We start from the raw sequence: 20322 nt of genomic DNA, 5'->3' as shown, positions 1-20322 counted from the left end.
TCTCCGATGGCGGTCTTCATGAAACTTGCGTCCGAGTTCTCCGTGCCGGCCCCGGCCGAGAAGGTCTTCTCGCTGTTCTTCGATCCCGACACCATGCGCGGCTGCATCCCCGGCTGCGAGGAACTGGTCCGGGAGGACGAGAAGAACTACCGAGGCCGACTGGTGAACGAGATCGCCCACGTGCGCTTCTCCGCCGGGTTCTCCGCGGCGATCCAGTCGATCAGCGACGAGGAGTCCGGCAAGGAGGTGACCGCGCTGCTCAAGGGCGAGGACCGGCGCCTCGGCAGCTCCATCAAGATCGACGCCCGGCTCGCGGTGCGGCCGGACGCGGACGAGTCCTCGGTGATCGCCTACGAGATGGACATGGCGCTGTGGGGCAAGCTCGGCCGGCTCGGCGAGCCGATCATCCGCAGGCGCAGCCGCGAGGTGGAACTGGAGTTCGCCAAGTCCCTGGCCGCGGCCTGCGGCGTCCCGGTCGAGCCCGCCCAGCCGGCCCGGGCGGGCGCCCCGGCGGGCCCCGCCGCGTCGGCGGCGGCCCCGGCCGCCGCCTCACCGCCGGTGCCGAAGGCCGTCGTCGCCGCCGCCCTGGTCGCCGTGCTCGCGTTGCTGGCCGCCGTGCTCCGGCGGGGTCGCTGATGCCGCGCCTGCACCGCCCCACCAGCCTCGCCGAGGCGGCCCGGCTGCTGTCCACCCTGGACAACCCGATGGTCTACGGCGGCGGCACGGCCATCCAGATCCTGGTCAAGCAGGGCATCCTGTTCGCCGACAACTTCGTCGACCTCGCCGGCGTCCCCGGCCTGCGCGACGTCTCCGTCGACGCCGGCGGGGTGACCGTCGGACCGATGGTGACCGTGCGGCGGATGGAGACCGACCCCGAGGTGCGCCAGGTGGTCCCGCTGGCCTCGGCCGCGTACCGCCAGGTCGCCAACCCGCGCGTGCGCAACACGGCGAGCGTCGGCGGCAACATCGCGCACGGCGACTACCGGCTCGACCCGCCGACCGCGCTGCTCGTGCTCGGCGCCACCGTGCGGGCCACCTCGGTGCGCGGCACCAGGGACATCCCGATCCGCGAGTTCTTCGTGGACTTCCAGGTGACCGCGCTGGAGCCGGACGAGCTGGTGTCCGGCATCCGGATCCCCGCCCAGCCGGCGGGGGCGAGCCGGTTCGAGAAGAACTCCTCGCTCGGTGAGAACGACTGGCCGTGCGCGTCGGCGTCGGTGCTGGTCGCGGCCGGACGGGTGCAGATCGGGCTCGGCGCGGTCGCGCCGACGCCCAGGTACGTCACGTTCGACGCCGCCGGGCTCGACGACCAGGGCGCGGTGGACGCCGCGCTGGCGGCGATCGAGCCGGCGCTGGACCCGATCCCGGACGTGCGCGGCGGGGTCGCGTACAAGCGCCGGCTGGCCAGGGTGACCGTCGAGGACGCGGTGCGCGGCGCGTGGAAGGACCTCCAGGATGCGTGAGATCGAGCAGAGCTGGGTCGGCGGCAGCCGGCCCCGGTTCGACACCGCCGGCCGGGTGCGCGGGATGATCGCGCACGTCGGCGACCAGGCGGTCGGCGCGGCGGCGCACGTCGCCGTGCACCGCGCGACCCAGCCGCACGCGCGGATCGAGGCGGTGCACGTCGACGAGGCGCTCGCCATGCCCGGCGTGTACGGCGTGGTCACCGGCGCCGACCTGTACAAGCAGCTCGGCGACCGGCTGCTGACCGGGCCGGCGTTCGCCGACCAGCCGGCGCTCGCGCACGAGAAGGTGCGCTACGTCGGCGAGCCGGTGGCCGCCGTGCTCGCCGCCGACCTCGCCACCGCGCGCGCCGCGACCGACGCGATCTGGGTCGACTACGAGGACCTGCCGCCGGTCTACGACCTCGCCGACGCGCTCGCCGGCACCGCGTACGTGCACGACGAGCTGCGGCCGTCTTCGGTGTTCGGCGACCTCAAGCACCTGCGCGGGGTGCGGGACACCAACGTCAACTACACCTACAACCTGCGCACCGGCGACGCCGAGGCCGCCCGGGACGCCGGCGCGCACACCGTCACCGGCGAGTTCTGGGCGCCGCCGACCCACCACGTGCCGATCGAGCTGCCGTGCACGATCGCCTGGGTCGACAGCGGCCGGCTGGAGATGCTGACCACCACCCAGACCCCGTCCTACGTGCGGCAGACCATCGCCGACCTGCTGGACCTGCCGCTGTCGCGGGTCCGGGTGACCACCCGCCCGCTCGGCGGCAGCTTCGGCGCCAAGATGTACGACCGGCTGGAGCCGCTGGCCGCCGCGCTGGCCTGGACGGCCGGCCGCCGGGTCCGGGTGACCGCCACCCGCGAGGAGGCGTTCCTGCTGACCACCCGGCACGGCGCCGCGGTCAGCTCCAGCCTCACCGCCGACGCCGAGGGCAACCTGGTCTCCTCGGTCGCCGACGTGCGGTACGACACCGGTGCCTACGCCGACGTCGGCCCGCGGATCACCGCGAAGTCCGGCATGGTCGCGCCCGGCCCGTACCGGATCGCGAACGCGCGGGTGCTGTCCCGCTGCGTCTACACCAACAAGCCGTCAGCCGGGCCGTTCCGCGGGTTCGGCGTGCCGCAGGTGACCTGGTCGCACGAGTCGCTGATCGACGAGCTGGCGCACGAGCTCGGTGAGGACCCGTACGCGTTCCGCCGCCGGCACCTGCTGCGCGAGGGCGACGAGGCGCCGATGGGCACCCGCATGCACAGCGCGGACTTCGTCGGCTGCCTGGACGCGGTCGCGAACGCCATCGGCTGGTTCGATCCGCTGGACCGGGGCACCGGCCGGATCCGGCGCGGCCGGGGTGTCGCGGTCGGAGTGAAGGCGGTGCTGACCCCGACCATCGCGAACGCCGTGCTGCAGCTCAACCAGGACAACTCGGCCACCCTGCTGATCAGCACGGTCGACATGGGCCAGGGCAGCGACACGATCATGGCGCAGATCGCCGCCGACGTGCTGCGGATGGACTCCCGGCGGATCCACGTGGTGCGCGCGGACACCGACGCCACCCCGTACGACACGATCACCGCCGGCAGCCGGTCCACCTACCACACCGGCAACGCCGTGCGGCGGGTCGCGGAGGCCATGCGGGACAAGCTGATCGGGCTCGCCGCGGAACGCTTCGGCGTCCCGGCCGAGGAGGTCTCGCTGACCCCCGACGGCCCGCGCGCCGGCTCCCACGAGGTCACCGTGGCCGAGCTGGTGCACGGACACTTCGGCGCGCGCGGCGCCACCCTGACCACCGAGGCGAACTACACCTCGTCGTGGACGCCCTACGACAAGGAGACCGGCCGCTCGGACAAGGTCACCGAGCACTGGTTCGCCGGCGCGGTCGGCGCCAGGATCGCGGTCGACACCGCGACCGGCCGGGTGCGCATCGAACACCTCGCGGTCGCCGGCGACGTCGGCAGGGCGATCAACCCGACGCTGGTGGAGCAGCAGCTGTCCGGCGCGGCGATCATGGGCATCGGGCACGCGCTGTTCGACCAGCTCGTGCTCGACCAGGGGCAGCTGATCAACGGCACGCTGCTGGACTACCAGCTGCCGTCGATCCGGGACCTGCCCGACCAGCTCACCCCGATCGTCGTGGAGAGCCCGCACGACGACGGCCCGTTCGGCGCGAAGGGCGTGGGGGAGACCGGGATCCTCGGCGTCGCCCCGGCGATCGCGAACGCGGTCCGGGACGCGGTCGGCGTGCGGCTCACCCGCCTGCCGCTGACCCCGGAATCCATCACCATGGCCCTGGAGGAGAACCAGTGAGACGACATCCGCCGACCTCCGGAACCGTCACCTCAGGGGAACGTGACGCGACCCAGCCACAAGTACGTGATCAGGCCGAACCCAGCCTCTCCAACGCGACCAACAGGGTTGATTCCGGGGAGGCGGGACAGATCACGTTGACGGTCAACGGCGTCACCCACCACGTCGACGTCGCCGACGACACGCTGCTGTTGGACGCCCTGCGGGAGGCGGTCGGCGTGACCAGCGTGCGCGAGGGCTGCGGGGTCGGCGCGTGCGGGGCGTGCACGGTGCTGACCGGCGGCACGAGCGTGTCCAGCTGCCTGGCGTTGGCGCTGCGCTACGACGGCGCGGAGATCACCACCGCCGAGGGGCTGGACGAGAACGACGACGTGGTGTCCTCGTTCGTGGAGTGCGGCGCCGCGCAGTGCGGTTACTGCATCCCCGGGTTCGTGCTGATGTCCGCCGAACTGCTCGCGGAGAACCCGCGACCGTCCGAACAGGACATCACCGACCACCTGGAGGGCAACATCTGCCGCTGCGGCACCTACCCGGAGATCCGGCGGGCGGTGGCGGTCGCCGCGGAACGGAGGTCCCCGAAGTGAGCACGGTACTGCTGTTGCACTCGCTCGCCATGTCCGGCGAGCAGTGGCGCCCGCTCGCCGAACGGCTCGAACCACACGCGAACGTCGTCGCCGTGGACGCCCGTGGCCACGGGGAGTCCACTTGGGACGGTTCGCCGTTCACCGTCGAGGACCTGGCCGAGGACGCCGCCGCGCTGGTCGCCGGGGACGGTCCGGTCGCGGTGGCCGGCATGTCGATGGGCGGCTGCGTCGCCGTCGCGCTGGCCGGCCGGCACCCGGAGCTGGTGAGCCGCCTGGTCCTGGCCGACACCACCGCCGACTACGGCCCGGACAAGGCCGCCGCCTGGGCCCAACGGGCCGGCAACGCCACCGGCAAGCCTCGGGACGAGCAACTGGAGTTCCAGCTCGACCGCTGGTTCTCCCCATCCTTCCTGGAACGCGAGCCGGCCGAGGTCAAGCGGCTCGCCGACATCTTCGTCGCCACCGACTCCCGCGCGCACGCCCAGGCCTGCCGCGCCCTCGGCGCCTTCGAGGGCACCGACCTGCTCCCGTCCATCACCGCCGACACCCTCGTGGTCGTCGGCGAGCACGACCACGCCACCCCACCCGCGATGGCTCGCACCCTCGCGGACGGCATCCCGAACGCCACCCTCCGCGTGTTCGAGGACGCGCGCCACTTCAGCCTGTTCGAGGCCCCCGGCGCCCTCGACCTCGTGGCCACCCACCTGCTGGGACAACCGCGATGAGCGAGCTGCCCACGAGCCTGCGGACCTGGCTCGACACCGTCGACGGGTTCGGCGAGCTGCGCCAGGTCACCGGCGCGCACTGGGACACCGAACTGGGCGCCATCGCCGAGCTGAGCTACCAGCGGCCCGAGCCCAAGGCCCTGCTGTTCTCCGGCATCGAGGGGTACCCGACCGGCCGGGTGCTGACCGGCTCCACCGGGTCCGCGCGTCGGCTCGGGCACACCCTCGGGCTCGGCGACGACCTCGACGACGCCGGGCTCGTCGCCGCCCTGCGCGGGAAGCCGTCCCGGTGGGCCGCGGGCGCCGCCGACCACCCGCCCGTGGTGGTCACCGAGTCACCCCTGCTGGACAACGTCGTCGATGGCAAGGACGTCGACCTGCTCGACCTGCCGGTACCGCGCTGGCACGCCGGCGACGGCGGCCGCTACATCGGCACCGGCTGCCTGGTCGTCACCTCCGACCCGGAGACCGGCGACATCAACGGCGGCTGCTACCGGATGGAGGTCGTCGACGAAGGACGCTCCGCCACCGTCAACGCCGTCCCCGGCAAGCACGGCGCCCAGCACATCCAGCGCTGGTTCGACCGGCACGGCAAGGCACCCGTGGTCGCCTCGTTCGGCCACCACCCGGTGCTCCTGGTCACCGGCGGCACCGAGGTCCCGGCCGGCATCTCCGAGCTGGCCTACGCCGGCGCGGTCCTCGGGCAGCGCGTCCCGGTGCTCACCGGCGAGACCGGCCTGCCGATCCCCGCCGCCGCCGAGGTCGTGATCGAGGGCTGGCTGCGCCCCGACCACCTCCGCGACGAGGGCCCGTTCGGCGAGTGGACCGGGTACTACTCCGGCAGACGCCGCCCGGCGCCCGCCATCGACATCGTCCGCATGTACCACCGCGACGACCCGATCCTGCTCGGCGCCCCACCCGGCAAGCCGCCGCACGACTACTCCTACATGCGTACCGTGATGAAGTCCGCGATGATCGAGGACGCCCTGGTCAACGCCGGCGTCCCCGGAATCCGCAAGGCGTGGGCGCACGAGTCCGGCGGCGGCCGCCTGTTCGTCGCGGTCTCCATCGAGCACCGCTACGCCGGGCACGCCCGCCAGGTCGGGCACCTCACCGCGCAGCTGCCCGCCGCGGCCTACATGAACCGGTTCGTCGTGGTCGTCGACGAGGACATCGACGCCGCCAACCTCGAGGAGGTGGTCTGGGCCATGTGCACCCGCTGCGACCCCAAGGCCGACATCGACGTGGTGGCCGGGACCTGGGGCAGCAAGCTCGACCCGATGCTCGTCGAGGGCGCGCCGCCGTACAACAGCCGGGCGGTGGTCGACGCCTGCCGGCCGTTCGAGCGGCGGGCGACCTTCCCGAAGGTGTCCACCGGCGACCCCGACTACCTAGAGTCGGTGGCGACCAAGTGGGCCCACGTGCTCGCGGACTGACCGCGGGCACCGAGACAAGGGGGAAAAGACGGTGGCGAGCGACGTGCCGGCGGTGTCGTCGGCGGTGCGGATCCTGGAGCGCCTGGCGGCCGAGTGGCCGCACCCGGTGGCGCCCAAGGACCTCGTCGGCGAGCTCGGGCTCAACCGCAGCACCTGCTACAACATCCTCGCCACGCTGCAACGCTCCGGGTGGGTGTCCTCCACCGGCGAGCGCTCCGGCTGGACGCTCGGCCCGAAGCTGCTCACCCTCACCGGCGTCACCGACGACATGACCGCCACCGTCGCCCAGCAGGAGATCGACGAGCTGGCCCGCCGGCTCGGGTTCGTGGTGTTCGTCGCCGAGCCGGACGGCGCCGGCGGGTACGTGGTCACCGTCAAGGCCGAGCGGTCCATCGGCGTGCGGGTGACCGTCGGCGTCGGGGAGGGCTTCCCGTTCTCCGCGCCCGCGATCATGCAGGCCTACCACGCCTGGCAGCCCCGCTCGACGGTCGACGAGTGGGTGGACCGGTTGGGGCTCAAGCAGTTCACCCCGCACACCATTGTGGACAGAGACGCGCTGCACGCCGCGCTGGCGGAGACCAGGGAACGCGGCTACTCCACCAGCATCCAGCAGTACGACATGGCGCAGAGCGGGGTCGCCGCCCCGGTGTTCGACCGGCGCGGGCAGGTCGCCCGGGTGGTGTGCTCGCTGGCGTTCTTCACCGAGTTGCACGAGGACAACGTGGCCAGGATCGGCGCGCAGGTCAGCGCCTGCGCCGAGCGGATCACGGCCAGGACCGGCGGACGGAAACCCACATGAACAGGCGCCCCTGGCTGGTCGGCATCACCGGCGCGAGCGGCACCCCGTACGCGGCGTCGGTGCTGCGCGGGCTGATCGACGCCGGCGAGCCGGTGGACGTGATGGTCAGCCAGGCGGCCCGGCTCACCCTGCTGGACGAGACCGGGCACTCGGTGCGGGACCGGCACTGGCGGGAGGACCTGTCCGGGTGGCTGGAGCGGGACGTCGCCGACGTGCGGTACTGGCCGGTCGGCGACCTCGCGGCCGGACCGTCGTCCGGCTCGTACCGGACCAGGGGCATGATCATCGTGCCGGCGACCACCGCGACCGTCGCCGCGGTCGCCACCGGGGTCACGCACAACCTGGTGCAGCGGGCAGCGGACGTCACCCTCAAGGAGGGCCGCAAGCTCGTCGTGGTGCTGCGCGAGACCCCGCTGCGCGTGTCCACCTTGGACAACCTGCGCACGCTGGCCGCGGAGGGCGCGGTGATCATGCCGGCCAGCCCCGCGTTCTACGCCGGTGCGCGGGACGTGGCGGCCCTGGTCGACTTCATGGCCGGCCGGGTGCTCGACCAGTGTGACGTCGACCATGACCTCTACCTGCGTTGGACGGGTACCTTGGGTGCGGCCCGGTCCGGTGTGGAGTGGGGAGTACGTGTCGAGTAGCACCTCGCTGCGGCTGTTGCAGGCCGGGGCGTTCACCAGTTCGTTCGACCGGCTGATGATCGCGCCGATGCTGGTGGTGATCGCCGGCGAGCTGGACGGCTCGGTCGAGGACGTCAGCCGCGCGGCCGCGACCTACTTCCTGTGCTACGGCTTCGCCCAGATCTGCTGGGCGATGGTCTCCGACCGGCTCGGCCGGGTCCGCACCATGCGCCTCGCGCTCGCGGCCGCCGCGGTGTTCGGCCTCGCGTCGGCGGCGGTGCCCGGCGTCGGCTGGCTGGTCGTGGCGCGCGGGCTGACCGGCGCCTGCTTCGCCGCCGCGATCCCGAGCGCGCTGGTCTACATCGGCGACACGGTGCCGGTGAAGGTCCGCCAGGCGCCGCTCACCGACCTGATGACCAGCACCGCCGTCGGCATGTCGCTGGCCACCGCCGGTGCCGGCGCGCTCGCCGACTTCACCTCCTGGCGGGTCGCGTTCGCGCTGACCGCGGTGGCGGCGGCCGTGCTGGCCGTGGTGATGCGCCGGCTGCCCGAACCCGCGGTCACGACCGGACGCCCGCCGATACTGGCGTCGCTGCGCTCGGTCCTGGGCAACGGCCCGGCGCTGCTGGTGCTGCTACTGGCGCTGACCGAGGGCCTGGTGCTGCTCGGCCCGCTGACGTTCTTCCCGGCGGTGCTGCACGCGAGCGGCCTGTCGGTGACCGTGTCCGGGTTGCTGGTCACCGCGTACGGGGCGGCGGTGCTGGTGTTCGCGCGGGTGGTGAAGGCGTTCACCCGGACCCTCGCGCCGGCCATGCTGATCCTGGTCGGCGGCACGCTCGCGGTGCTGGCCTACGTACTGCTGACCGTCACCCATGCCGCCGTGCCGGTGGTCGCCGGAACGGTTCTGCTCGGCGCCGGCTGGGCGTTCATGCACTCCACCCTGCAGACCTGGGCGACCGACATGGCCCCGAACGCCCGCGCCACCGCGGTGTCGCTGTTCGCCACCATGCTGTTCACCGGCAGCGCGGTCGGCGCCGCGCTCTTCGGCCCGATGGTCGACGCGGGCGACTTCCGGCAGGTGTTCATGATCACGCTGGCGGCCGCGGTGCCGCTGACCGTGGTCGCCACGCTCGGCCGCCGCCGCTACGCCGTTCGCGGATAGCCTGTACCGCAGGCGAAACCGGGAGGCGTGATGACCGAAGGCATTCCGAACGACCTGTTCCGCGGCGACCCGCAGGACATCGAGCGCGGGCTCGACGAGTGGGTCGCCGGGCTGGAGCGCAACGCGGAGCGGTACCAGGAACTCGCGAACCGCGTCGAGGCCGTGCGGGTCAGCGCGACGAGCCCCAGCGGCGTGGTCACCGCCACGGTGGACGCCAACGGCGCGCTCGTCGACGTCGTGTTCACCGACCGGGTCTCGCACACCACGGCCGACGAACTGCGCCGCCAGCTGATGGCGGCCGTCGGGTCCGCCCGCGGCCAGATCGTCGGCGAGGTGCGCCAGGCCGCCGGCGAGACCCTCGGCCCGGCCGCCGGCGACAGCGCCGAGCGGATCGTCGGTCACTACCGGGAACGTTTTCCGGAGAGCACGGAACCGGAGACCCCCGCACGTCGTCCGCGTAGTGGAGACGACTTCGAGGGTGGCACGATCTACGACTGACGGGGTGTGGGGCGCATGCCGGACGGCTACGAGGTACTCGCGGACGAACTGCGAACCCACGCGGGGAAGGTCGACGGCCTCGCCGGCCGCATGGGCACCGCGCGGGACGCCGCCAACCAGGTGATGCCCGACGACGCGTACGGCATCATCTGCCAGTTCCTCCCACCGGTGATCAACCCGCTGGAGCAGCAGGCGGCTGACGCTCTGACCGCCGGGCAGGACGGCTTCACCGGTGTCGCGGAGAGCCTGCGCGAGTCCGCCGACGACTACGAGCGCCGCGACGAGAACCACGCCGACGGGTTCCGCGCCACCGAGGACGGTATGCGATGACCCCGCCGACGACCGACGACCTGGTGGCGCCGGAGCAGGACTCCACCGAGTGGTACACCGGCATCGGGATCGCCGAGTCGGTGTCCGACCTGGTCTCCGGCATCGAGAGCGGCGACTGGGTGGACATCGGGCTCGGCGGGCTGACCACGGGGCTCGAAGCGCTGTCGATCGCGATGGACCCGATCGGCTCGGTCGCCTCCAACCTGGTGTCGTTCATCATCGAGCACGTCGGCCCGCTGCAGGACATGCTCGACAAGCTGGCCGGCAACGCCGACGCGGTCGCCGCGCACGCCCAGACCTGGCGCAACATCGCCACCGAGGTCGGCGAGGTCCGCGCGGACTACGACCGCGACGTCGGCACCGACACCAGCGGCTGGACCGGCACCGCGGGCGACTCCTACCGCGGCCGCGCGCGGAACACCGGCGAGCTGGTCGGTGCCGCGTCCGAGGCGGCCAACGGACTGGGCAGCGCGGTCGAGATGGCCGGCGTCGTGGTCGGCGTCGTCCGGGAGACCGTGCGCGACCTGATCGCCGACCTCGTCGGCCGGCTCGTCGTGTGGGCGGCCGAGGCGCTCACGATCGTCGGCGCGCCGGCCGCCGCCGCGCAGGCCGCGACCGCGGCGGCGAAGTGGGCCGGGCGGATCGCGCAGGTCGTCAAGCAGCTCGTGCGCACCATTCAGAACCTGATCCCGCTGCTGCGCCGGCTCGGCGACCTGTTCCGGCAGATCCAGCGCAAGCTCGACGAGCTGACCGGCCGCGGCGACACGCCGAACGACCCGGACAATCCCAACGACCCGAACGGGGGTGGCGACGACCCGCCGGACGACCCGGACGACCCGCCCGGCACCGGCGGCGACGGCGACCACACCCAGCCTTCCCGAGACCCCGACCCGAACGCGGAACCGGGCGGCCACCCGACCCGGATCCGCGACAACGACGACGCGGCGACCCGGCGCTCGCTGGAGCGGGAGAACGAGTCCGCGCAGACCCTGGCCCAGCAGGGCTACGACGTCGAGCAGAACCCGACCGTCGAGGGCGACAAGAACCCCGACTACCGCATCGAGGGCCAGATCTTCGACAACTACGCGCCGAGCTCGGGCAACGCCCGCAACATCGCCGCGAACATCCAGGAGAAGATCGACGCCGGACAGACCGAGCGCGTCGTGCTGAACCTCACCGACAGCTCGGTAAGCCTGGACGCGATGCGCAACCAGTTGCGCGACTGGCCGATCGAGGGCCTCAAGGAGGTCATCGTCATCGACGCCGACGGCAACGTGCTTAACTTCTATCCCTGATTCGCCGAGCCCGATCCACGAGCCGAGGAACACATGGCCATCACCTACAGCCTGGCCCTGGCCTGTCCGGTGCCCGCCGACCAGATCGCGGGGGAGCTGCACGCGGTCGGCCGCCGCCTGGGCGCGCTCGACGAGTCGACCACCCCGGAGGCCCTGCTCGACGGCGCGACCTCCGGCCTCGGCACCTGGATCCGGGTGACCGAGGCGAAGTCCCGCCCGTGGGACCCGGTGCGCAACGACCTCGGCTTCACGCCCACGGTGTCGGTGGCGTTCCGCCTGGACAAGGAGGGCGAGGTCGACTACCAGCAGGACGACATCGCCCGCCTGGTCTCCGGCCTGTTCGAGCGCGTGCCGGGCGACGCCGTGCTGCACCGCGAGTTCGAGGACATCTGGCTGTTGCGCCGCGGCGGCGAGCTGACCCTGAACGAGCAGGACGACCTGTGGCCGGCGCACCGGCGGGCGGCGCTGTCCCAGCCGTACCGGCGCGCCACGCACACCTTTGCCGAGAGCTGAGCGGGCGGCAGGGCAGAATCGGCCGGTGCGCATCGCCCTGGTCGCGAACCAGCTCTCCGGCAGCGGCCGGACCGACACCGCCGTGGTCCGCCGGCATCTCGAGGACTACGGCGCGGACGTCACCGTCGTTCCGCTGGACGAGGTGGACGGTCCGCTGCCGGCCGGCCTCGACCGGATCGTCGTCGCCGGTGGGGACGGGTCGATCGGCGTGGCCGCGCGGGCGGCGAACCGGGCCGGGCTGCCGCTCGCGGTACTGCCCACCGGGACCGCGAACGACTTCGCGACCGCGCTCGGGCTGCCGCGCGAGCTGGCGACCGCGTGCCTGCTCGCCGCCGACAAGGACGCCGAGGTGGAGCACCGCGAGGTCGGGCTCGTCGGCGACCTCCCGTTCGTGAACGCGGCGGCGGCCGGCCTGTCGGCGGTGGCGAACCGGCTGGCCACCCCGCACAAGGCCCGGCTCGGCGCGCTCGCCTACGCCGTCGGCGCGGTGCGGGCCGGGGTGACCGCGCCGCACCTGCGCTGCCGGGTCCGCCGGGACGGCGAGACCGTGTTCACCGGTGACGCCTGGCAGGTGGTGGTCGCGGTCACCGGCGCGTTCGGCGGCGGCTCCAACATCGGCGGCACCCGCCGCGACGACCACCGGCTCGACGTGGCGGTCGTGCCGGCCGGGTCGCGGCTCAAGCTGGTCCGGATCGGCTACCACATGCGGCGCGGCATGCTGACCCACCTCGACGACGTGCCGCACCACCGGGGCGCGGAGATCGAGGTCGAGCTGCCGGCACGGCGGGAGTTCAACGTGGACGGCGAGCTGCGCCACCTCGACCCGGCGCGGTTCACCCTGCTGGACGGCGGCGTGGACGTGGTCGTGCCTAGCCGTCGATGAGGTCGCTCGGCCGGATCCGGAAGACCTGCAGGCGCAGGTTGTAGTACTTGTCGGTCTCGCCCACCCAGGTCATGCCCAGGCGCTTGGCGGTGCCGATGGCGCGGGTGTTGGACGGGCGCGCGACCGCGAACAGCTCGTCGATCTCCTGGGTGAACGCCCAGCTGATCAGCGCGGCCCCGGCCTCCGCGGCGTAGCCGTGGCCCCAGGCCTCGGGGCGCAGCTGCCAGCTGAGTTCGAGGTCCTCCTCGTACGGCGGCAGCAGCCGGATGCCGAGCCCCCCGATGACCTCGTCGGTGTCGCGGCGCTGGATGGCCCAGCGGCCGCGTGGCGGCAGCATGTTCGGCTGGTCCTCGATCCACGCCTGTAACAGCAGGCGCATCGCGTCGGTGTCGGCGATCTGGCCCATGGCCGGCGTCAGCCACCGGGTGACCTTGTCGACGCCGTAGATCTCCAGCGCGGCATCCGCGTCGTCGAGCTCCCACTCGCGCACGACGAGCCGCTCGGTGGTGAGTACGCCCATGCGTGCAGATTACTCGCGCGGCGGATATCAGTGATACTCTTAAACTGGTATCAACGGAAACATCGAGGAGTTCCATGCGCACGCGCCAGCTCGGGTCCACCGGTCCGACCGTCTCGGAGATCGGTCTCGGACTGATGGGCATGTCCGACCTCTACGGCCCGGCCGACGAGGCCGAGTCCGTGGCCACCATCCACGCCGCCGTCGAGGCAGGCGTGACCCTGCTCGACACCGGCGACTTCTACGGCATGGGCACCAACGAGCTGCTGCTCCGCGACGCCCTGCGCGGCGTCGACCGCGACCGGGTGGTGATCAGCGTCAAGTTCGGCGCCCTGCGCGGCCCCGACGGCAGCTGGCTCGGCCACGACGCGCGGCCGGCCGCGGTGAAGACCTTCGCCGCCTACAGCCTGCGCCGGCTCGGCACCGACCACATCGACGTGTACCGGCCGGCGCGGCTGGACCCGGACGTGCCGATCGAGGACACCGTCGGCGCGCTCGCCGAGCTGGTCGAGGCAGGCCACATCCGCCACATCGGCCTGTCCGAGGTCGGCGCCGAGACCATGCGCCGGGCCGCCGCCGTGCACCCGATCGTCGACCTGCAGATCGAGTACTCCCTGCTGTCCCGGGGGATCGAGGCGGAGATCCTGCCGGTGGCGCGGGAGCTGGGGATCGGGGTCACCGCGTACGGGGTGCTCTCCCGCGGCCTGCTCAGCGGGCACTGGGACCCGTCGCGCGAGCTGACCGCGACCGACTTCCGGGCGAGCAACCCGAGGTTCCAGGAGGGCAACGTCGAACGGAACCTGGCGCTGGTCGAGTCGCTGCGCGCGGTCGCCGAGGCCAAGGGCGCGACCATCGCGCAGGTCGCGGTGGCGTGGGTCGCCCAGCGGGGCGCGGACATCGTGCCGCTGGTCGGCGCGCGCACCCGGGAGCGGCTGGCGGAGTCGCTCGGCGCCGCGGCGGTCCACCTCGGCGCGGACGACCTGGCCGCGATCGAGCGCGCGGTGCCCAAGGACGCGGCGGCCGGCGACCGGTACCGGGCGCCGATGATGGCCCAACTGGACAGCGAGAGGACACGTTAGCCACTCGACGGGGACGGGTGTGCTGGTATTTTGGGGACACGTATCCGGACAGTGCGCGGGTGAGAGGATCATGGACCCCTATCGAAGTACCGACAGCGTCCCCTCGAGCGACAGTGGACGCTGCGCCCCAGATCCAGATCCGCCCTGCCCTAGACACGTGCCCGCCGATGAACACTCCGAGGCGGTGGGCACGTGATCGCCAGCCTGCTCGGTGTGTTGCTCGGAGTGGTCGTCGTCGTCCTGCTCTCCGTGCTGACGGGGTACTTCGTCGCGCAGGAGTTCGGGTACATGGCCGTCGACAGGTCGCGGCTGAAGGCCAGGGCCGCGGCCGGTGACGCCGGCGCCGCGCGTGCGCTGAAGATCACCAGCCGTACCTCGTTCATGCTCTCCGGAGCCCAGCTCGGCATCACCGTCACCGGTCTGCTCGTCGGCTACGTCGCCGAGCCGCTGATCGGCCACGGCATCGGAGTGCTGTTCGGCGGCGTCGGTGTGCCGACCGGGGTCGGCGTCGCCATCGGAACCGTGTTCGCGCTGCTGCTGTCCACCGTGGTGCAGATGGTGTTCGGCGAGCTGTTCCCGAAGAACCTCGCCATCGCCCGCCCGGAGCCGGTCGCGCTGCGCCTCGCCCGGTCGACCGGGATCTACCTGAGCCTGTTCGGCTGGCTCATCTGGCTGTTCGACCGGGCCGCCGAGCTGCTGCTGCGCGCGATCCGGATCGAGCCGGTGCACGACGTCGAGCACGCCGCCACCCCGCGCGACCTCGAGCACATCGTGGCGCAGTCCCGGGACCGCGGCGACCTGCCGGCGGAGCTGTCGGCGCTGCTGGACCGCGTGCTGGACTTCCAGGAGAGCACCGCCGAGCACGCGATGATCCCGCGCCCCAGGGTCACCACGATCGGTGCTGGCGAGCCGGTGCGCGAGGCGGTCGCGCTGATGGCGTCCGGCCACTCGCGACTGCCGGTACTCGGCGGCGACGTGGACGACGTCGTCGGCGTGGTGTGCCTGCGCGAGGTGCTCGCGCTCGGCGAGGACCGGCTGGACACCACCACGGTCGCGGAGATCGCGCGCCGGCCGGTGATGGTGCCGGCGTCGCTGTCGCTGACCACGGTGCTCGACCAGCTGCGCGACGCGGGCGAGGAGTTCGCCTGCGTCGTCGACGAGTACGGCGGCCTCGCCGGCGTGGTCACCAGTGAGGACATCGCCGAGGAACTGGTCGGCGAAATCACCGACGAGCACGACCCGCTCGGCGCCGACCGCGCCAGCCCCGGCGAGGAGGGCGGCTGGCTCGTGCCCGGCACCATGCACATCGACGAGGCGGAACGCCTGCTCGGCCACGACCTCCCGGCCGGTGACTACCAGACCGTCGCCGGCCTGGTGCTCACCGAGCTGCAACGCCTCCCCGCGCCGGGCGACAAGGTCACCGTCGACCTCCCGTCCGAACCAGGCGCCGCGGAGGACTCCCCGACCAGGCTGACCGTCGAGGTCCGCACGGTCGTCCGGCGCGTCCCGGACACCGTCCGCCTGGTCCGCCACGACGCGGAGGTGGCCAGATGAGTGAACTGAGTCCGCTGGTCGCCATTGTGATCACGGTGCTGGTCGTGGCGTTGTCGGCGTTCTTCGTGGCGATCGAGTTCGCGCTGGTCGCCGCGCGTGGGCACCGGCTCGCCGAGGACGCGGAGCACAGCGTCTCCGCCCGCGCGGCGCTGCGCAGTGCCCGTGACCTGTCCATGCTGCTCGCCGGTTCCCAGCTCGGCATCACGCTGTGCACGCTGGTGCTCGGCGCGGTCACCAAACCCAGCGTGCACCACATGATGACGCCGCTGATGTCGTCCTGGGGTCTCCCGGCGGCGAGTGCCGACGTGATCGCGTTCGTGCTCTCGCTCATCATCGTGACGTTCATCCACCTGGTGGTCGGCGAGATGGCCCCCAAGTCGTGGGCGATCGCGCACCCGGAGCGCTCCGCCACCCTGCTCGCGATCCCGATGCGCGCGTTCATGTGGCTCACCCGCCCGGCGCTGGTCGCGCTCAACGGGCTGGCGAACCGCTGCCTACGCCTGGTCGGCGTGCAGCCGGTGGACGAGCTGGACAGCGGACACACGCCGGAGGACCTGCGTCAGCTGCTCGACCACTCCAGCGAGGTCGGCGCGCTCGACGAGCGCCGGCACGACCAGCTCGCCACCGCGCTCGACCTGCACACCCGCCCGGTGCGGGAGATCATGCGGCCGCGCGGCGAGCTGGTCACCGTCGCCCCGACCGACGGCGCGGAGGCCGTCCGCGCGGCGGCCAGGGAGAGCGGGCACCTGCGGTTCGTGGTGTGGGACGGCGAACCCCGGGGTGTGGTGCACGTGCGGGACGCGCTCACCGGCACCCGCACCGCGGGCGAGCTGATGCACCCGGTGCTCACCATCCCGGACGACACGCCAGCGCACACCGCGCTCACCACGATGCGGGATCGCAGCAACCACCTCGCGCTGGTCTACGCCGGCGGCGAGCTGGCCGGTCTGGTCACCCTGCACGACCTGCTCGACCAGCTGCTGCCGTCGGCGGGGGTCAGTCCGAGCTGAGCGGCACCGGCGCGGGCCGGGGACAGGTACTCGTGACCTCCTCGGCCCGGCCGGAGTCCGCCGCCCGCAGCAGCGACTCCATCACGTCCAGCACGTGGTGGGCCAGCTCGCCGGAGGCGCGGTGCGTGCCGCCGTCGACGAGCGCGCCGGCCAGGTCGGCGACCCCGATCCCGCGCCCCGCATCGCGATGACCAGAGGACACCGCGACGTCCGTCCACTGCGGACTGACCGAAGTGAACAGCCGGACCTCGCCGCCGAACCCGTTCGGGTCCGGCACCGACACCGACCCCTCGGTGCCGTACACCTCGATCCTCGGCAGCTGCGCCGCCCACACGTCGAAGCTCATCACCAGCGTCGACAGCGCGCCCGACTCGTGTTCCAGCAGCCCGGTCACGTGCGTCGCCACCTCGACCGGCACCTCGGTGCCCTGAAGCGGTCCGCTGCCCACGACCCGGGTCGCGCGCGGCGTCGCGGCCATCCCCGACACCCGCGCCACCGGCCCGAGCAGGGTGACCAGCGCCGTCAGGTAGTACGGCCCCATGTCGAACAGCGGCCCGCCCCCGGTGCGGTAGAAGAACTCCGGCGACGGGTGCCAGCGCTCCGGCCCGGACGAGGTGAGGAACGCGGTCGCGGCGACCGGCCGCCCGATCCGCCCGTCGTCGACGCAGCGGCGCGCGGTCTGGGTTCCGGTGCCGAGCACGGTGTCCGGCGCGCACCCCACCCGCACGCCCGCGCGGGCGGCGGCGTCGAGCACCTCACGCGCGGCGCCGGTGGTGAGTGCGAGCGGCTTCTCGGTGTAGACGTGCTTGCCACCGGCGATCGCGGCCAACGCCACGTCCGCGTGCGCGGCCGGCACGGTCAGGTTCAGCACCAGGTCGACGTCCTCGGCCGTGCACAGGTCGGCGGGGTCGGTGGCCCGAACGCCGTCGTGCGCGTCGGCGACCGCCGCGGCCCGGGCCGGATCGAGGTCGGCGACCGCCGTGATCCGCACACCCGGCAGCCGGGGGAGCGTGTCGAGGTACTGCCCGATGATGTTGCCGGCGCCGATGACACCGATCCTCAACGCGTCGCCCACGCGAGCCCCCTCATGATCATCGTGTCGACCTCGGGAACCTCGAGGTCGGCGAGGCGGTGCCCGACGGTCGTGACGAACACCCGGCCCGCGCCGTGCCGCCGGACCCACGTCACCGGCATCGTCGGGTGGCCGATCCAGGGCAGGTCGGGGTCGTCGTTGTAGTCGGTGACCGCGAGCACCTCGTTGCCCGGGTCGGCGTGCACGTAGTACTGCTCGCTGTGCACCTCGAAGGTGCCGATCCCGTCGACGATCGGGTGCTCGGCGACCACGCGCACGTCGTACCGCGTGAACTCCTTGGCGTGGTGGACGAACTGCCCGCCGGTCAGCAGGTGGTAGCCGGGCCGGTCGCGAAAGGCGTCGACGATCCCGCCGTGCCAGCCCGCGAACCCGGTACCCGCGCGCACCGCGGCGCTCAACCCGGCGACCTGCGCCTCGGTGGCCTGCCCCATCGACCAACACTGCACGATCAGGTCGAAACCGGACAGATCGTCCAGGTAGACGTCCAATGAGTCCGAAATGGACACCTCATACCCGGTCAGCCGGGCGGCATAGCGGTCGGTGGCGGCCACGGGTTCGTGACCCGGCCAGCCTCCCCGCACGAACAGGGCGCGCTTGTTCACTGCGTTCATTCGCCCAGGGTAGTTCGAAAGATCGCCGCATCACTCGCATGCGGCGGTGTTGATCGAGGAAACGCGGCTCTGACGCCGGCTCATACTGGCTCCGCCGTCAGGGTCGGCGAACCGCAGCTGGACGCGATCGCGCGAGTGACCCGGATGGTCGGCTCGTCGTCCAGGTGCGGCAGGTCGACGAACTCGCCGCGTATCGGGCAACTGTCTGGAACGGCCGGTGTCACCGCTCCGAGCGCCCGCGTGCGACCGGACCAGCACGAACGGTTGGTCGGCCTGCGCATGGAGCGCAACAGCGGGTGTTCCGAGGACAATCCGCTCCAGCTCACAGCCATGATCGAAGAGACGATCCTCGATCGCCCGATCGGTGGCGACAACGCCTCGGTCGTCATGGGCGGCCAACTCCGTCACCTGGTTGACCTGGCCGAGCGTGACATGTCGAGATTCTGGTCCTGCCGACCGCCGTCGGGCGCCACGACGGTCTGGAGGGCCGGTTCGACGTACTGCACTTCCTCGACGCGGAGGGCCACAAGCAGGCGCAGTCGATTGGCTACGTCGAGATCCCCGACGATTCGGTTGACATTCAAGATCAGCATCAGGTGGAGAAGCGCACTATGAGCGCGGAACTCCTGCGCTCCGTAGCGCTGCCGCGGCAGCAGCCGGTCGAGGCGATCACGGCGCGGCTGGCGGCGTTCGACTGATCTTGGAAGGAACGACCCCATGGGTACCGCACCGCGTCCCCCTCGGTGGCGGACGTCGAGCTTCAGCAGCAACGGCACCAGTTGCGTCGAGGTGTGGAACGACCTCGCGGCTCTCCGTGACTCGAAGAACGCCGAGGGACCGGCCCTGCGTGTTGACCTCCGTGGGTTCGTTACCCCATCCAGGCTGGACGGCTCAACCTCGGCTGACGTGCCGAGTAACCCGGCGGCAAGACGACGTGCGGGAGCGCCAGCTCAGGTCTATTCGCCTGACCTGTGCATCGCCCAGCGTCTGGCGGCTCTGGTCGGTGCTTCTCGGATCGGGCGTGGATCGGTGTGGCGTAGGTGTTCCCACATGCCGTAGATCTGGATCGCGAACGCGTCGACGGCGCTTGGCGCCGCGCGCCAACTGTCGACGGTGGTTGCCCACGATTCGGCCTCGGCCGGGGTGTGCCCGTGCTGGATCAGCCGGATCAGGAGGAACGCGGTGTCCACCCACGCGGCGGCGTGGTGCGCCCATGCCCAGTCGACGAGGTGTGCCGACCGGTCGTCGACGAGTAGGTTGAGTTCGTGCACGTCGGTGTGCGTGAGCGTGTGGCCGGTCACCAGCTCCGCGGCGACGGGCTCCAGTGCCGCGAACCGGTTCAGGCGGGCTCGGGTCCACTCGTCGAGTCCGGGCGCTGGGTCGTCGCGGAGCCGGTGCCATGGTTTGGCACGAGCCCACTTGTGGCTGAGGCTGGGGATGTCGTCGACCGGGTTCGGGGTCAGGTCCCGCGCCAGGGATGACAGGGTCTCGGCGATGACGGGCAGGTCAGCGGAGCCCGGAGTGAGGCTGGGGTGTCGGCCGGTGACGTGCTCGAAACCCAGCATCAGCCATCCGTCGGTTTCGATCCGCCACAGCAGACGCGGCGCGAACGCCGTGTGGATGGCCCGGTTGACGTGAGCCTCTCGCCGATGCGTCCGGGCCGCGTTGCTGTCGACCCGCACGCCCTTGCAGAACACGGTGCCACCGGTCGCCAGGTGCAGGGTCGCGGCGAAGTGGGAGTTGCGGCCCGCGTCCGGTGTGCGTGTGTCGACGACGTCTCCGCAGTGCTCGCGCACGGCTGCGCGCACGCTGGCGGGCAGCTCTCGCCAGTCGTGGCGGTGCACC

General features: G+C 72.3%; 24 protein-coding genes. 19 read left to right on the top strand and 5 right to left on the bottom strand.

The features are described from left to right. Positions 1-18 precede the first annotated feature (18 nt). The 14 genes from JT362_RS31985 to JT362_RS31920 all read left to right on the top strand — a co-directional run bounded on the left by JT362_RS31985 (position 19) and on the right by JT362_RS31920 (position 12613). Positions 19-636 carry an SRPBCC family protein gene (locus tag JT362_RS31985; RefSeq protein ID WP_260195615.1) on the top strand — a complete coding sequence of 206 codons (618 nt, stop codon included), beginning with the start codon at positions 19-21 and terminating at the stop codon, positions 634-636. Continuing rightward, entirely contained in the window at positions 636-1463 is an 828-nt protein-coding gene (locus JT362_RS31980) for an FAD binding domain-containing protein (protein ID WP_260195614.1), read from the top strand. The genes JT362_RS31985 and JT362_RS31980 overlap by 1 nt, the downstream gene beginning before the upstream one ends. Further along, a complete protein-coding gene (locus JT362_RS31975) occupies positions 1456-3765 on the top strand; it encodes a xanthine dehydrogenase family protein molybdopterin-binding subunit (protein WP_260195613.1) in 2310 nt (769 codons plus the stop codon). The genes JT362_RS31980 and JT362_RS31975 overlap by 8 nt, the downstream gene beginning before the upstream one ends. Before the next feature lie 137 nt (positions 3766-3902). After that, positions 3903-4349 (top strand): (2Fe-2S)-binding protein, encoded by a 447-nt coding sequence (locus JT362_RS31970; protein ID WP_260195612.1) that lies wholly within the window; start codon positions 3903-3905, stop codon positions 4347-4349. Continuing rightward, a complete protein-coding gene (locus tag JT362_RS31965) occupies positions 4346-5074 on the top strand; it encodes an alpha/beta fold hydrolase (RefSeq protein WP_260195611.1) in 729 nt (242 codons plus the stop codon). Before JT362_RS31970 ends, JT362_RS31965 begins: the two co-directional genes overlap by 4 nt. Further along, positions 5071-6510 (top strand): UbiD family decarboxylase, encoded by a 1440-nt coding sequence (locus JT362_RS31960; RefSeq protein WP_260195610.1) that lies wholly within the window; start codon positions 5071-5073, stop codon positions 6508-6510. The genes JT362_RS31965 and JT362_RS31960 overlap by 4 nt, the downstream gene beginning before the upstream one ends. A 31-nt stretch (positions 6511-6541) precedes the next feature. After that, positions 6542-7309 carry an IclR family transcriptional regulator gene (locus JT362_RS31955; RefSeq protein WP_260195609.1) on the top strand — a complete coding sequence of 256 codons (768 nt, stop codon included), beginning with the start codon at positions 6542-6544 and terminating at the stop codon, positions 7307-7309. Next, positions 7306-7953 (top strand): UbiX family flavin prenyltransferase, encoded by a 648-nt coding sequence (locus tag JT362_RS31950; protein ID WP_260195608.1) that lies wholly within the window; start codon positions 7306-7308, stop codon positions 7951-7953. The genes JT362_RS31955 and JT362_RS31950 overlap by 4 nt, the downstream gene beginning before the upstream one ends. Further along, positions 7943-9094, top strand: a complete 1152-nt coding sequence (locus JT362_RS31945; protein ID WP_260195607.1) for an MFS transporter — start codon at positions 7943-7945, stop codon at positions 9092-9094. Before JT362_RS31950 ends, JT362_RS31945 begins: the two co-directional genes overlap by 11 nt. A 30-nt stretch (positions 9095-9124) precedes the next feature. After that, positions 9125-9592 carry a YbaB/EbfC family nucleoid-associated protein gene (locus JT362_RS31940; RefSeq protein ID WP_260195606.1) on the top strand — a complete coding sequence of 156 codons (468 nt, stop codon included), beginning with the start codon at positions 9125-9127 and terminating at the stop codon, positions 9590-9592. Positions 9593-9607: 15 nt separating this feature from the next. After that, positions 9608-9922, top strand: a complete 315-nt coding sequence (locus JT362_RS31935) for a type VII secretion target (RefSeq protein ID WP_260195605.1) — start codon at positions 9608-9610, stop codon at positions 9920-9922. Then, positions 9919-11217, top strand: a complete 1299-nt coding sequence (locus JT362_RS31930) for a CdiA C-terminal domain-containing protein (RefSeq protein ID WP_260195604.1) — start codon at positions 9919-9921, stop codon at positions 11215-11217. Before JT362_RS31935 ends, JT362_RS31930 begins: the two co-directional genes overlap by 4 nt. 33 nt (positions 11218-11250) lie before the next feature. Further along, entirely contained in the window at positions 11251-11730 is a 480-nt protein-coding gene (locus tag JT362_RS31925; RefSeq protein ID WP_260195603.1) for a SitI3 family protein, read from the top strand. Positions 11731-11755: 25 nt separating this feature from the next. Further along, entirely contained in the window at positions 11756-12613 is an 858-nt protein-coding gene (locus JT362_RS31920) for a diacylglycerol/lipid kinase family protein (protein ID WP_260195602.1), read from the top strand. On the opposite strand, the gene JT362_RS31915 is transcribed toward JT362_RS31920, so the two are convergent. Beyond that, on the bottom strand, positions 12600-13133 hold the full coding sequence (locus JT362_RS31915; protein WP_260195601.1) for a GNAT family N-acetyltransferase: 534 nt from the start codon (positions 13131-13133) through the stop codon (positions 12600-12602). The genes JT362_RS31920 and JT362_RS31915 overlap by 14 nt on opposite strands. Before the next feature lie 74 nt (positions 13134-13207). Here JT362_RS31915 and JT362_RS31910 point away from each other — a divergent pair, with 74 nt between their 5' ends. From JT362_RS31910 to JT362_RS31900, 3 genes are all read left to right on the top strand, one after another. Then, on the top strand, positions 13208-14209 hold the full coding sequence (locus JT362_RS31910) for an aldo/keto reductase (protein ID WP_260195600.1): 1002 nt from the start codon (positions 13208-13210) through the stop codon (positions 14207-14209). 192 nt (positions 14210-14401) lie between these two features. Continuing rightward, positions 14402-15763, top strand: a complete 1362-nt coding sequence (locus JT362_RS31905) for a hemolysin family protein (protein ID WP_260195599.1) — start codon at positions 14402-14404, stop codon at positions 15761-15763. Beyond that, complete coding sequence (locus JT362_RS31900) at positions 15760-16773, top strand: hemolysin family protein (RefSeq protein WP_260195598.1); 1014 nt, start codon at positions 15760-15762, stop codon at positions 16771-16773. The genes JT362_RS31905 and JT362_RS31900 overlap by 4 nt, the downstream gene beginning before the upstream one ends. On the opposite strand, the gene JT362_RS31895 is transcribed toward JT362_RS31900, so the two are convergent. The 3 genes from JT362_RS31895 to JT362_RS31885 form a co-directional block, all read right to left on the bottom strand. Further along, positions 16760-17848 (bottom strand): Gfo/Idh/MocA family protein, encoded by a 1089-nt coding sequence (locus JT362_RS31895; RefSeq protein WP_260195597.1) that lies wholly within the window; start codon positions 17846-17848, stop codon positions 16760-16762. The two genes, JT362_RS31900 and JT362_RS31895, sit on opposite strands and share 14 nt — an antisense overlap. After that, the gene (locus tag JT362_RS31890) at positions 17833-18477 is read right to left on the bottom strand and encodes a ThuA domain-containing protein (protein WP_260195596.1); all 645 of its coding nucleotides are present in this window, start codon (positions 18475-18477) and stop codon (positions 17833-17835) included. Before JT362_RS31890 ends, JT362_RS31895 begins: the two co-directional genes overlap by 16 nt. A gap of 80 nt (positions 18478-18557) precedes the next feature. Then, positions 18558-18866, bottom strand: a complete 309-nt coding sequence (locus tag JT362_RS31885) for a hypothetical protein (RefSeq protein WP_260195595.1) — start codon at positions 18864-18866, stop codon at positions 18558-18560. Here JT362_RS31885 and JT362_RS35705 point away from each other — a divergent pair. Both JT362_RS35705 and JT362_RS35505 read left to right on the top strand, forming a co-directional pair. Beyond that, on the top strand, positions 18757-19092 hold the full coding sequence (locus JT362_RS35705; protein WP_446014142.1) for a Scr1 family TA system antitoxin-like transcriptional regulator: 336 nt from the start codon (positions 18757-18759) through the stop codon (positions 19090-19092). The two genes, JT362_RS31885 and JT362_RS35705, sit on opposite strands and share 110 nt — an antisense overlap. A 102-nt stretch (positions 19093-19194) precedes the next feature. Beyond that, entirely contained in the window at positions 19195-19536 is a 342-nt protein-coding gene (locus JT362_RS35505; protein WP_311202781.1) for a DUF397 domain-containing protein, read from the top strand. Here JT362_RS35505 and JT362_RS31870 read toward each other — a convergent pair. After that, on the bottom strand, positions 19434-20321 hold the full coding sequence (locus JT362_RS31870) for a phosphotransferase family protein (protein ID WP_260195594.1): 888 nt from the start codon (positions 20319-20321) through the stop codon (positions 19434-19436). The two genes, JT362_RS35505 and JT362_RS31870, sit on opposite strands and share 103 nt — an antisense overlap. Position 20322: the final 1 nt, after the last annotated feature.

The sequence above is a fragment of the Actinophytocola gossypii genome, assembly GCF_025165815.1.
Lineage (GTDB): Bacteria > Actinomycetota > Actinomycetes > Mycobacteriales > Pseudonocardiaceae > Actinophytocola > Actinophytocola gossypii.
This window is presented reverse-complemented; position numbering and strand designations above follow the sequence as displayed.